This window comes from Treponema maltophilum ATCC 51939 (genome assembly GCF_000413055.1).
Lineage (GTDB): Bacteria > Spirochaetota > Spirochaetia > Treponematales > Treponemataceae > Treponema_C > Treponema_C maltophilum.
In genome coordinates this window covers 584,732-598,633 of record NZ_KE332518.1, presented here as the reverse complement: position 1 = coordinate 598,633, position 13,902 = coordinate 584,732, and the positions used below count along the sequence as shown (strand labels likewise).

Sequence of the window (13,902 nt, the reverse complement as noted above, 5' to 3'; positions counted from 1 at the left end):
AATACAAGGAAAATACCGTAATGTCTTTTACTCCGCAGGAAATCATTCAGCTCGCAAAAAAGCAAAATATCCGCTTTGTGCGTTTGCAGTTTACCGACATCCTCGGCTCGCTTAAAAACGTGGCGATCACCGTCAGTCAACTGGAAAAAGCGTTGAACAACCAATGCATGTTCGACGGCTCTTCAATTGAAGGCTTTGTCCGCATCGAAGAATCGGACATGTACTTGCGCCCGGACGTAACAAGCTACGTGCATTTTCCGTGGCGCCCCCAACCGGACGGCGTTGCCCGGCTTATCTGCGACGTATACAACACGGACGGCACTCCCTTTGAAGGCTGCCCGCGCCGCGTGTTGCGCAACGTGCTCGACGAAGCGTCTGCAATGGGCTACACTTTCAACGTCGGGCCCGAATGCGAATTCTTTTTATTCCGCACAAACAAAAAAGGAAAACCGACTTTAAAAACCTTCGACGACGCGGGCTACTTCGACATCGGCCCCATAGATCCGGGCGAAGACGTCAGGCGCGATATCGTATTGAATTTGGAAGAGATGGGGTTTGAAATAGAAGCCTCGCACCACGAATGCGCACCCGGTCAGCATGAGATTGACTTTAAATACGGCGGCGCTTTGGAAACGGCCGACCGCGTTATGACATTCAAACTGGCCGTAAAAACAATCGCGCACAAGCACGGCTTGCACGCGACTTTTATGCCCAAACCGATTTTCGGCATCGCCGGAAGCGGCATGCACGTAAACCTTTCGCTCGCAAAAAACGGTAAGAACGTCTTTTACAATGCCGCGGACACAAACGGATTAAGCGCGCAGGCCTACAGTTTTATCGCGGGCATAATGGCGCATATAAAGGGCATGACGGCCGTATTGAATCCGCTGGTCAATTCGTATAAGCGTTTGATTCCCGGGCAGGAAGCCCCCGTCCACATAGCATGGTCGGCTCAAAACCGCAGCCCGCTTATCAGAATTCCCTCTTCGCGCGGCGATTCCACACGCATAGAACTCCGTTCGCCCGATCCTTCAACAAATCCCTATCTTGCGCTTGCCGTTATTTTGGCAGCAGGTTTGGACGGCGTAAAAAACAATTTGACGCCTCCCGATGCGGTTAACGGCAATATTTATAAAATGAGCGCCGAAGACCGCAGCCGGCAAAAAGTGGAAAGTCTTCCTTCGTGTTTGGAAGATGCGGTAAAAGAACTCGAAAAGGATTCCTTTATTTTGAACGTGCTCGGACCGCACATAAGCGAAAAATACATTAAAGCAAAAAAGCTCGAATGCCGCGAATACAACACCCGCGTCAGCCAATGGGAAATCGACCGGTACTTAAAAAAATATTAAATGATTTGAACGCCGAGTTTTATTTCGTCATAAATAAAATATAGTCAGCAAAGGCCTTTGTCTGTACTCGCCGCGGTTGCGCTTTTAGAATAAAATAACTTTTGAAAACCGTAAGTACGGGAAAAAAAATAGATCCTGACATTGGAAGAAAATACAACATAATTTCAAATGAAATAAATATTGTTTTTTTTACAGATAAGATTTATGATTTTTTATTGGGGTACAGCCTTTTGTATAGCGGAAATGTTTATTCCCCTGAGCTGAATTTAAGCATTCTAACGGAAGATGAATTACACTCTGTCGGTTATAAACATGTAGAAAAAACAAAACATGAACATTGGTATAGGATAACGTACTGAGTTTACAAAATGATAGATTTTCAAACACTTTCGACTTCCTGTTTGCTGAGGCCGGTTATTCTTTGAATTAAGTATAAAAACATATTTCAGTCTTAAAAAATATTTTGTATTTCACCGTTTTTTCATCGGCGGCGACTATAATAAGAGCATGAAGATATTACTTTTTTATAAGCCGCCGCGCGCCGGTGTTTTGCGTGCGGCCGCAACCGCAGTTGTCTGCGCGAGCACGGTTCTTTGTTTTGTGTCGTGCGCAAACGGAACGTCCGCTTTTTTCGGCGGGAAGGAAGCCGTGTCGATTGCATGTCCGCGTCGGTTTTACGAAGACGGAGCGCAAGGCGGTTCGGATGCGGGATATGCGTTGTACATCGATTCGAGCATGCGTGTTCAAAAAATTACGCTTGCGCCGAACGCGCTTCTTTCCGGCGGGGCAAATCGGCAAACGCTGAAAGTTGTTTTGGCAAAAAACCGCGTAACGCCCTTTTTGTTTTATTGCGGCGAAACGGATACAAAACCGCAGGGCTGCGTGTACCCGTACGATACACATGCGAGCGTAAGCGGCGGCTTTACGGCCTTTGTGTTGTACAAGCTTTTGCTTTCCGACGCCGCAAACGCGGAAAACATGTACGAGCGCGCACGTCTTTTTAATTGGCAAAAACTGCATGCGCTTATAAGTGCGTACGAGAATCCGTGGATTCTCAACGATGAGCTGATGACGCAAAAAATCGCCGAAGGAAAATTCGGCATGCGGCACATAAAGAAAAAGTAAAACGTCCTTTATCCTCGCCGCAAACTGTTCGCACGGCTGCCGGCCACTCGCAGCGCCGGATCTCTTCTTCAGCGGTTTTTCAAATAATTTTGAATGACGCGCTTCGAATACGCGTACATAAGATTCGGGAACAGCCGGTTAATATGGTAGATAAACTTCGACATAAAACCGGGAATAATCAAAAAGCGCTTTTTTGCAAGGCCCTTCATAATGCATTTGGCGGATTTTTCGGCAGACATCGGTTTAATCGTCCCGGAAATGCGTTTGGTAATTTCGGGCTTTGTAGCGTTTTCGGCGACAAACTGCGGGGTTTGCGTGTCGGCGGGAAGCACAAGCGAAACGGCAATCCCGTGCGGAATAAGTTCCGCCCGTAAAACTTCCGCAAAGCCGACGACTGCGTATTTTGCGGGACTGTACGCGCTGTAGCCGTACACGCCCATAACGCCCGCCATCGAAGAAACCGCAACGATATGCCCCTTCCCGCTTTTTTGTAGAAGGGGCAAAGAATACTTTACCATTAAAGCCGTACCCGCATAATCGATCGCGGCGACTTCCGTAAATTCGGCCGAAGACGTGCGCTCGAATTCCTTGCAGACGGCGATTCCGGCGCAATTAAACAGCAAATCGATTTTACCGTATTTTTGATTGCAAAAATCGGCAAAACGGATTATCGATTTTTCATCCGATACATCAAGCACGCAGGAGCTTACGGCGCCGCTGTCGCCGGCATACGTCGACAATTCGGCTTCGCACCGCTTCAGCACATCTTTTCTTCGCGCACCGATAACGACATTGTACCCTTTTTGCAAACACTCTTTAGCAAGAGCCTTTCCTATACCGCTTGAACCGCCGGTAATCACGGCAACGGTTGAATCAATTGAATTCATCGGAATTATAAAATAGCCGATAATGACAAACAGTGCAATCGGTCGGTGCCATCACAAAATACTTGTCGAACGGGGATATTGCTGCGCTCATCTTTTTTTATGTTTACTCATTGTACACGCAGCCTGAGCAGGACTTTCCAGTTTTGTGCGGTATTTTCGAAAGGTTCCCATCGCACCGAAATACCCGTTTCGACGGGCATGGTCGCGTAGGCGCCCGTATTGAACAAAGATACGCTGAATAAACTGAAGTTTACGGCAAAGTCGGTTTTTCCGTTGCGGTACCGAATCGTTTCCGTTCCGCCTTCAAGGCAGAGTCTGCGCGAAAAAATCGGCACAAAGGGGCTGCCCTTTTGAATATCATGGGCAAACAAAATAAGGGTGTTTTGAATTTCCCATTGCTCGGCGGCGTTCACAAAGAAAAATGTCGCGCACGATGCGGGAAAGTTCAGCGTAAAACCGCGCGGATTTTTAAACGGCAGCAAACAAGGCAGCGTAAAACGGCCTTCAAATACGGGAGAAAAAAGCCACGTCGGAGGCGTAAAGCCGGGAATATCCAAACCGCGCCGCGCATAAAGCGAAGCGCCTGCGGTAAAACCGATGCGCTCGTAGGGTCCCGGACCCGTTGATCGCGAGCGGGACACAAAAAGCCGCAAGCGGTTCACAAACCACATCCCCTTGCGTATGTACGGCACACCGTTCGCGCTGTATAAAAAGTAGGCCGTGTTTTCGGCGCCGATCCGGCTGAAATCATCGGCAAGCGGGCGTTCAAAGCCGGCTTTTACAAAGGCCGCCGCATTTTGCATTCCGCTTTGTACGGCACTTTCGGTATAAAATCCGGCGGCGATTTGTATCGGCGGAGCGCTGAATGAGGCGGATGCGTTTGCATTAACAAGGCGCGCTTCGATATCGTATCCGGCGCCGGCAGTCAGCAAAAAGCGCTCCGCAGGGTCGGCAGTAGCCGCGCTCAAACCGAGCGGAGCCGAAGACGAGGCATACGGGCCGAATGAGGCGGCGGTTAAAAAGCCCGCAAAGGGAATTATCAAGGGCTTTTTCATATATTGAAGCGGGCGGTACGGCTTCAAAGCAAACGCGCCGCGTCCGCCCTTATCGGCTTTCTCGCCGCTTTTCGCTTTTTCGGCGCTTTCGTTGCGCTCATTGCCTGCGGCATCTTTGAACCGCGCAAAAAAGCGTTCACAGGGGACGGCTTTCAGCGCAAAGCGGCGGCAATCGCCCGAAAAATCGGTATACGAAAGCGTCCGATGTTCGTAAAAGCGCGACACAAAGGCAAGACCGCCGTCAAAGGCCGCAGGATAAAACACGCCGCCTGAATACTGGGCGCTGCGAACGCAAAGGAACGGCGCACCGGCCGCCGAACTTTCGGCAGTAGAATTCGCATCGGAGGTATTTTCGTCGGCAAAATCTGCTGCCTCAAACTCGTTCAAATCGAGGAAGGCAAGCGTCGGCTGCGAAAAAGAATCCTGCGCGCAGGACAAGTACAAGGTATCGCCGTATGCCGAAAGGTAACGCAGCGACGGATTGAAAAAAGCGCTTTCTTCGCCTAAAGATTCATCGGCAAACTCGTACACGAGCGCTTTATCGGTTTTCATATCGTACGAAAAAAGCGAACAGGAAAGCCGCTTCGGCTCGCCCGAAAAAGACGCGTGCTTTAAAATACACATTATGCGCCCGTTTCCCGCATCGACGGCATCAAAGGGGAACACGCCGTGCGGAAATCGAATCCGCTTAAAAGGGGCGCATGAATGAGAAGACGGCGATTTTGAAGGGGCCGAAGAGCCGGCGCCCGTCAATTCGTCAAAGTCATATAAAACAAGAGAATACGAAAGGCCTTCGCGCTCTATGCCCGCAACAATTCTTGTTGCAACAATTCTTGTTGCAGCAATTCTTGTTGCGGGAATTCCTGCACTGTCAGATCTTTCCGCCGTAAAAACGCCGGATAATCCGTTCAGTTCGAGTACAAAGCGCTTTTTTTTCATATCGTACACGCGTGCTTTCCGCTTTGCCTTTTCCCCGCCCGACACGCCCGAAAGCGTCAAAAAATCGCCGGAGCGCGAAAAGGTTAAACGCTCCGATAAGTCGCTCGTACACAAAACAACCGGTTTTTCGGCAAACAAAGGCGCTCCGTCCGCTTCCGTCGCAGCGGATTCCCGCCTTGATTCGGAACGCCCGATCGGCAAAAACATCACCGACGAAGACGCGGCATCGTACCATGCCAAGCCCCCAGGAGAGGATGTCAGGTTTGCATACAAATGTTCGCCCCGCAATCCCGCCCTGTATTCGGAACTCGAAGGCGAACATAAAGCGGGCGGAAGGTTTTCTTCGCAGTGCGGAACGGGGTACGAATTTTTAAAGTCGTTCCACGCTTGGGTAAGCGAAAGTCCGTATACCTTTTTAAAGATGCCGGCCGAAAGCTTAAAAAAATGCACCTTGCCGCTTTCTTCCCAAAATTCGGCGTATTTATCCATGCTGAACCTTTGCTGAATGTAGGAGGAAAAAGATGCACCGAACATGTACGGCAGGGAGCCGTCGGTGTACGCGCCGTAGGCGCCGGTTACGTCCGGCCAATCGGGGAACTTGTTTTCAAGTTTTGCCTGACGCACAACGTGCAGGCTGAATGCGTCGTTCAAACGTCCCTGACCGTCGGCGCTTTCAAAAGAAACGGCAGCCCCTTCCGTAAACGACGAAGGCAAATTCAGCATAAAAGAAGGTGTAAATACGTCGCCGAATACCGCGGCCATTCCCTTCCAAAAAGGCGAGCGGATGTTTAAAGTGAGCGCATGAACCAATTCGTGGTAAAAAACCGAAGCGAGGTTGTCGGAAAAAACGGCAAAGGATGAAGGGGGCGCCGAATCGTACAAAACGATGCGGTTGTACGGAAGTGTCGTAAAATACGCGTTGAACACGGCCGTTTCGCGCGTCAAAAGCACGGGAAAACGTCGCTTTTCGCGGATATGCAGCAAGCCGGCGGCTTTGCGGTACAGATCGTCGGCGCACAGAGCAAGGTGCCGCGCCGAAGCGGCCGATTCTTCGGCAAAAATAAAGTCGAAATATTCGGTTTTGATCACCGAAAGCTTTTTAAAAACCGACACGTGACCGCCCGGGTTTATCTGCGCACTTACGACAGCCGCCTGAATGCACGCAAGCAGAATAAGGGCGGACGCACGCCTACGCCGAAACCGCCGCAAGAGCCGTTCCCAAAACGACGGCATTATCGAGCGTAACGATTTCGCAGTACAAATGCCGTTTTTGAATCAATTCGGTATTTAAATACCCCATAATTCTCGCCCGCAAATTGTGCGTTTTATAAAAAGTCGTGCCTTCGCACAAAACGCTTACGGGCATTGAAGGATTTTTCCCCTTGCCGGATTTTATAACGGCGGCGGCTATAATCGAGGAAGCAAGGCGCGCGCAGCGATCGACAAACATATCGAGTAAAAGGTAAAGCATGTCGTAATCGTCGGCCTCCGCTCCGGCCAAAGCCGCTCCCAAAAGGGTGTCGGTGCGGTAGGGCGTATGCAAAAAGCGGTCCATATCGTACAAGCCGAATTCGCCTACAGCCGAAAGCGCTTTGCATGTTTTTTCGCTGAACAAACCTTCTGTGCATGCGGTCTTTACGGCACACGAAGCGACTCCGCCCAAATAAGCGCCAGAACACATTTTTTCCAAAACATACATTCCCGGCGTATTGGTCGTTTTGTCGTATTCGGTATCGAAAAACGAGCGGGCAACCTTATCGAACATACCGGCTTCGCAGACGACGATTTGGCTTTCGGGTAAAGTCCGCGCGGAATGCTGTGCTTTTTTTATCGGGCCGTATTCGATATAGGCGGTGTTTAAGCCGGTGCCGAGGATGAGCCCCGCGTACGAACCGAATCGTTTGCCCTCAATGTTTTGCGAAGCGCCCGCAAGCAGGGCGGCGGCGGTATCGTTAAGCATGACAACCTTTTCGGGTTTTTCCCATCCGCGGCTGCACAGGGCTTCGGAAAGAGAAGCGCCGACAAAGGAACCGATCACTTCTTTCGCCTTTATTTCTTTGGAAAAGTTGATAACCTGCCCGTCGTTTTCGGGCGTAATTTTCATCGCATACGAAAAACAAAAGCCGATTTTTGCCGACTTGCCTTTAAGGTGCTCCAAATACGAAGCGATCGTATCGAAAAATTCTTTTTTGGAATATTCGCGTTCTATGCCGGGCATCGAGCGCCTTTCCAAATTTTCGATTGAAGGCCGGCCTTCGTTATCGAATTGTACCGAACACGAGCGGAAATTGGTTCCTCCGGCATCGATAACGATAACGGTTTCGTTTTTCGGCACGCGATCGGGCGGATTCGTCCATGTGGGAATCATCTGCTGCGAAGCATGCGGAAATCCGTCCTGCGGGCAATCCAAGCCCAGCTGCATATCGTACAGCAGCGCATCGATGACGCCGCTTATATCGGGTCCGTTTACGCTTATACCGTATCGGGCGGCAAAAGCGGCAAGTCGTTCATAGTTGTTCATTCCGGCTCTCCTGAATCGATTCAGTGTATCATAAAACCTTCGTATATGCTATACTGTGCCCATGCATGCAAAGTCCGTTTTGCGGTTGCTAGCCGCTCTCTGTTTGTTTTTTGCCGCGCACAGTGCGACGGCTCAAAGCGATTTTTTGCCCGAAAATTTTTATTCGTATAAACTGGAAAACGGTCTTGAACTCTATGTACAGGAAGACTTTACGGTTCCCGCGCTCAAAGTCGAATACGTTACGAAAGCCGGAACCGCGCGCCAGCAAAAAGATACGGCGGGCTTTTTCCGCTTATATTCCGCACTTTTTTGGCAAAACGCCGTGCCCGGCATACGGGCCTACGAACGCGAAGGCGCCAACGGTTTCAGCGCCGAATGCGCCTCTTCACAATCGCGCTACGGCTTTACCGTTCCGGTACAAAGCTTTGAAAAAGTTTTAGCCCTTTTTGCATCGGCTTTAAAACAGCCGAAATTCTCCGACAGCGCAATACGGAATGAATTCGAATCGCTCAAAAGCGAAAGCGCCTCATACGCGTCGAGTGCGGGCGGTTTTATAAATGCGGCGGTGGACGCGCAGGTTCTTTCGCGTTCGCCGTGGAAAAAAGATTCGTTTTTGCAAAGCGCCCTTTTTGCAAAAATGAATACCGAAGCCGCCCGGCAAAAGCTGTCGCGCATTGCACGCATTTGGTATGTTCCCAATCAAAGCGCGCTGTTTGTAAGCGGGCCGCTGAATGCGCAAACGGTGCTTGATACGGTAAAAAAGGAATTGGCCGATTGGGAATACGCCGTTTATTCACCGCCGGATACCGACCGGATTGACGCGCCGCAAACACCCGATGCGCCGAAAACATCGAACGCGCAAGGCGGGCGGTTCGTACTCGTATCCGACGATTTTTCCAAAGACTTTAACCAAGCGCTCATTCAATACACTGCACCCGCTTTCGGTGCCGACAACCTGCATTCGGCCGCCGCTTGGGCCGCAGCGGAAATTTTGCGGCAAAAGCAAAGCCTGCTCGATCCGGCGCAAGGAGAAACGGACGTTTCGTTCAGCGCAGACGGCGTCGACAGCCGCATAAGCGTTCAAGCGCTTTTTCCCGCAAGCCTGCACGCGCAAAAAGACAATCCCGCCGACAATATCGAAGCGCTTTTGAACGCGGTAAACAAAGCCGTTCGAAGCGTGTCCGAGGGCGACCTTACCGAAGCTCAAACGCGCGCGCGCTTTTTGCAAACGCAAGCACTCAAAGGCCCCGAAAGTTTTATCCGAGCCCTCAGCGCAAACTGGGCGTACGGCGGCGCCAAGTATTTTTTTGAATGGCCTAAAAGCGTGCAAAGTCTTACATTACAGCAAGTTAAGGACGCTTTTACACCGCCGTGGATTTTTTTGTTTGTGCATACGAGTCAGTACAATCTGTACGAAAAGCGTTTTGCAAAAGACGGCTGGACGGTTATAAAACAGGGCAAAAAATCAGCCGGAGCATCTTCGACGCAAACGGCAAAAAACCGGACTGAAAATCGGTCTAAAAATCAAGGCGAAGCGGACGGCGCGAAATCCGAGCGGACGAAGGCCGTCGAAAGCTATGCTTCATACACCGAAAGCCTTGCCGAGCGCTTTACGCTTTCGTCGGGCATAAGGGTAAGCGTCCAACGGCTTCCGAACACGGCGTGGGTATGCTTTATTTTAAACATACGCGGCGGCGAATTAAAATACGGTTTTGAAAAAAAAGGACTCGAAAGTCTTGCCGTGCAAAACCTTGCCCAAACGCTCAGACAAAAAATTGCGGAAAGCGCCGCAGACAAAGCAATCCGGAATATTCCCGAAATCGAAACGAATACCGAACTTTTTTCGGCACGGCTTTCCTTTACCTGTCCGACCGAAAATCTTCCGCTTTTAACGGACTTTCTTTCGGCCTCTTTGCAAAAAAACGACGTAAGCCTTGCGCAAGCCGACGAGTTGTATTTTACCGAAGCGTTCAACCGGCGATCGCAGGACATATCGCCGGACAATCAATTGCAAAAAGCCGCGATGGAAACCTTTTTCGGCGCGGGAGTGTCGGCTCCGCTTTTCGCCTCCGCCGACAAACTGCTTCCTTCCGTTACCTATGACGAAATACGGAACGCCTGCCTTTCCCTGTACGATCCCGAAAATATCGATATAATTTTGTGCGGTGATGTTCCGCAGCGCATAAAGGAAACGCTCGAAAGCCGCTTCGGGAAAGAGGCCGTAAAGCCCCTTTCCGAACAGCATAAAATCGCGTATACGAAAACATCGTTTGAACCGGCTTTTACCGAAGGCGAACAAACCGTACGGCTGCGCCACGTATTTTTAAGCGACATTCCGGCCGACCAAGCGGGAGAACGGCCAGCAAAGCTCATCCCGACAACGGATTTTTCGGATCCCGCCCTTCTCTATCTTAAGAGTCCCGAATTCGGCACAAAAGAAGCGGTCATTTTTGCGGCGCTTATGCATGAAATTGCCGAACGGCTTACGCAAAAATTCCAAAGCGCGCAAAACGCGCCGGCTCTTTCCGTCAGGGCGCACACCGACGCCGAGCCTTTTTTTCTTTCTTCGCTGTATTTTTCAAAAGTAAAAAGCAAAAGCCGGCTGCAAAAAGCGTATAAAGACTGTCTGCGCGAATTTTCGTCCGAGCTGAAAGAACTGCAAAAGCCGAAACCGAAAATCTCGGCGCAGAATTTTTGCGGCGGAATTGCCGCCCGCTACGCAGGTGCCGTTTCGCATTCGTTTATGACGCTCGAATCGCGTGCCGATCTTATGCGGCAGGGAGCCGAATACGCGGATAATCCTTCCTTTTATATAGAACAAATGCGCATGATCGGCAATGCGGGCGTGAAGGATTTTGAGTCCGTGTTTTCAAAATACATCGAACAGGCAAACCTCTTTTGGCTTTTTTCGGCCGACACGAAAAGATAAGGAAGGCTCATATGTCGAGTCGGGAAATTCCGAATATGACTGTGCGGGAACAAAAAGCGGCGTTGCGCCGATCCGTCATCGAACTTTTGCATCAAACACAAGCCGAAGAATTTCCCAGCTCTTTTTTTCGGTCTTTGCGCGATTTTGCCCCGTACCGGAATGCGAAAAGCGTTCTTTTATATGCATCGCTCCCGTATGAAGCGCCTACGAGAGGCCTTATAGATTTTTGCCTGAAAGACGGTAAAACGACGGCTTTGCCCAAAACGCAAAAAAGAAAACATGCGGACGAAGGCGGCATTATGGACTTTTACATCCTTTCGCCCGACCGTCCTTTTCGCGAACAAACGCAGATCGGCCCCTTCGGCATAGCCGAGCCGGATTCATCCTGCCCGCTCTTTGTTCCGGACGAAAATCGTTTTCCGCTTTTGGTATGCGTTCCTGGCATTGCCTTTTCCGAAACGGGAATCAGGCTCGGGCGCGGCGCAGGCTATTACGACCGCTATTGCGAACGGCTCACAGCCGCCGCGCTCCAAACGCCCTTAATCGTGTATGCCGGTTTATGCCGCGATTTTCAAATCCTTGAAAAAGTTCCGTACGAAAAGCACGACCTTCGCGTACAATTTCTTATAAGCGAAGGCGGCATATGGCCGGTTAAAGCCCTATAAGCAAAGCGCCGCAAAAGCGCGTCTTTTCTTTTAAAGACCTTCGAGCTGATTGACCGCGCTTACCAAAGCGTAAAGACCGGCATGCCCGATGTGCGAACTTTTGCCGCAGCCCCAGCAATTTGTGCCGTCGCCGAAATTCAATTCGACAAAGGCAATGGCCTCGGTACCGGAACCGGTTCCGATCGCGTGTTCATGGAAGGATTTTACGCTGAAATGCGGCACGGGAGTTTGCGCCAAAGCCGATGCGAACGCATCGAGCGGTCCGTTTCCCCTTCCTTCCGCCGTCACAAGTTCGCCCTTCCAACGGATTTTTGCCGAACAAGCCACCGCAGCGCTTTGGTCGTCCGCCTTTTTTTCGATAAAATCGACCAACTCGAGCGGATACGTTTTTTGCAGCCAGCGTTTTTCGAATAAAGCGAATATTTCGGCGCTCGACAATTCTCTTTGCAGTTTGTCCGCTTCGCCGGTGATGAACGCGCCCAGCACGCTTTGCATCGCTTTCGGGACCGATATGCCGTAGTGCTGTTCCAATATCCACGAAGAACCGCCCTTTCCGCTTTGGCTGTTCACTCTGATAATTTCTTCATATTCCCTTCCTATATCATGCGGATCGATCGGCAGGTAGGGAATGTCCCACAAAACGTCGGTATTTTTTTCGCACTCTTTTTTGCGCGCGTTCAAGCCCTTTCTGATCGCATCCTGATGCGACCCGCTGAATGCCGTAAAAACGAGTTCTCCCGCATACGGGTGCCGCGGATGAACGCTCATGCCTGTCAGGCGCCGGTACGCATCCATTAGCGCGTTGATGTCCCACAGTTTCAGCTGCGGGTCGATCCCTTGTACGTACATATTTAAAGCGAGCGTGATAATATCCAAATTACCCGTCCGTTCCCCGTTGCCGAAAAGCGTTCCTTCAACCCGTTCGGCGCCGGCCATTAACGCAAGTTCGGCGGAAGCTACGGCGGTTCCCCGGTCGTTATGGTTGTGAACGCTTACGATAACCGACGAGCGCTCGCTTATATGCGTGCAAAAATATTCCACTTGGTCGGCGTACACATTCGGCGTCGCGCATTCGACGGTCGTCGGCAAATTAAAAATAATCTTTCCGCCGCAGGTTTTGCGCCATTCTTTTTTTACGGCTTCGCAGATTTCAAGCGAAAAATCGATTTCGGTATTCGAAAAACTTTCCGGCGAATATTCGAGCATTATGTCGCTTTCGGGAACGAGCGGAAGATATTTTTGTACGCAGCGCACACCCTCGCAGGCGATGCGGACAATTTCGTTTTTTTCCATATTGAACGTATATTTGCGCTGGGCCGGCGAGGTCGAATTGTATATATGGAAGATTGCTTTTTTTACGCCACGCAAACATTCAAAAGTTTTTTGTATAAGATGTTCGCGCGCTTGGCAAAGCACTTGTATCCGTACATCGTCCGGAATGAGGTTTTCTTCAATAAGACGGCGCAAAAAAAGATATTCGGTTTCCGATGCGCTCGGAAAACCCACTTCGATTTCCTTAAAACCGATTTTAACCAGCAGTTTAAAGAATTCCAATTTTTGCTCGATGTTCATCGGAACGGGTAAGGCCTGGTTCCCGTCGCGTAAATCGACCGACACCCAAACGGGAGCTTCGGTAATAACCGCATCGGGCCACCTGCGGTTTTGAATCGGAATTGTTCCGAACGGAGCATACTTTGCCATACAACCTCCTATAAAAACTTTTGCAGGAAGCTTAAGCTTCCGAAAAAGTTTTTAGCAGCGCTTTCGCAAACCACCGGTTGAGAAAGCGCAATAAATAAACGAGTTTGCAACGCAAACTCGGAATAAAAAGCGGCGGCGCTATATCAGACGGCGCTTTTTATCAAACCTCCTATAAAAATACCTGCACGGGTATAAAAAAAGCCCGCCGCCGAAAGGCAGCAGGCTTATAATACCGTTTTCAATAATTACACAGTACCCGCTTTTTTCCGGCAGTTTGAGAAAATTCGGAATAGAAGCAACTGTGCAAACATAGTCATGCACGCAGACTAACAAAAAAATAAAAAGCTGTCAAGCGCAGTGTGAAAGTCGTACATCCCTGTACGATTTTCACCTCGAGTTTGTCTTCGCCAAACTCGGTTACATAAGGCTTTCCCGGCATCCGTGCCGAAATTATGTCGACACAGTTACATATTTTTATACCTTCCGTTTTTTTATGCGGATGACCTTATTTGTTTAACCTTTTTACAGGAGCGGTGTTTTAAATATTCGGGCTGTTTTTCGGGAGCAAATACCCGAAAATATCTGTATATATTAGAGATTGTATGCCGTATGCAATCGGAGTTTTTTTGAATTTTACGGAGGAGATTGGTTTATGCGGATTGATATAGTGATGCGGATAATGGTATAATGGTATGTCGGAACTTTGAGCACTTATTTTTAAGTTGCAACAA

At 49.9% G+C, this 13,902-nt stretch carries 8 protein-coding genes; 4 read left to right on the top strand and 4 right to left on the bottom strand.

All coding sequences use genetic code 11. The features are described 5' to 3' along the window. Nucleotides 1-20: 20 nt before the first annotated feature. Nucleotides 21-1,349 (top strand): type I glutamate--ammonia ligase, encoded by a 1,329-nt coding sequence (glnA, locus tag HMPREF9194_RS02710; RefSeq protein ID WP_016524837.1) that lies wholly within the window; start codon nt 21-23, stop codon nt 1,347-1,349. Nucleotides 1,350-1,856: 507 nt separating this feature from the next. Continuing rightward, a complete protein-coding gene (locus HMPREF9194_RS02705; RefSeq protein WP_016524836.1) occupies nt 1,857-2,474 on the top strand; it encodes a hypothetical protein in 618 nt (205 codons plus the stop codon). Between the two features lie 68 nt (nt 2,475-2,542). Here HMPREF9194_RS02705 and HMPREF9194_RS02700 read toward each other — a convergent pair whose 3' ends face one another. The 3 genes from HMPREF9194_RS02700 to HMPREF9194_RS02690 form a co-directional block, all read right to left on the bottom strand. After that, entirely contained in the window at nt 2,543-3,361 is an 819-nt protein-coding gene (locus HMPREF9194_RS02700) for an SDR family oxidoreductase (protein WP_016524835.1), read from the bottom strand. 107 nt (nt 3,362-3,468) lie between these two features. Then, a complete protein-coding gene (locus HMPREF9194_RS02695) occupies nt 3,469-6,588 on the bottom strand; it encodes a hypothetical protein (RefSeq protein ID WP_016524834.1) in 3,120 nt (1,039 codons plus the stop codon). Further along, nucleotides 6,545-7,876, bottom strand: a complete 1,332-nt coding sequence (locus tag HMPREF9194_RS02690) for a hexokinase family protein (RefSeq protein ID WP_016524833.1) — start codon at nt 7,874-7,876, stop codon at nt 6,545-6,547. Before HMPREF9194_RS02690 ends, HMPREF9194_RS02695 begins: the two co-directional genes overlap by 44 nt. Nucleotides 7,877-7,937: 61 nt before the next feature. Between HMPREF9194_RS02690 and HMPREF9194_RS02685 the strand changes: the two genes are divergently transcribed. Beyond that, a complete protein-coding gene (locus HMPREF9194_RS02685) occupies nt 7,938-10,805 on the top strand; it encodes a M16 family metallopeptidase (protein WP_016524832.1) in 2,868 nt (955 codons plus the stop codon). Between the two features lie 11 nt (nt 10,806-10,816). Beyond that, nucleotides 10,817-11,470, top strand: coding sequence for a 5-formyltetrahydrofolate cyclo-ligase (locus tag HMPREF9194_RS02680; RefSeq protein WP_016524831.1), 654 nt, complete (start codon nt 10,817-10,819; stop codon nt 11,468-11,470). 30 nt (nt 11,471-11,500) lie between these two features. Here HMPREF9194_RS02680 and leuA read toward each other — a convergent pair whose 3' ends face one another. Beyond that, nucleotides 11,501-13,171 carry a 2-isopropylmalate synthase gene (gene leuA / locus HMPREF9194_RS02675; RefSeq protein ID WP_016524830.1) on the bottom strand — a complete coding sequence of 557 codons (1,671 nt, stop codon included), beginning with the start codon at nt 13,169-13,171 and terminating at the stop codon, nt 11,501-11,503. Nucleotides 13,172-13,902 lie beyond the last annotated feature (731 nt).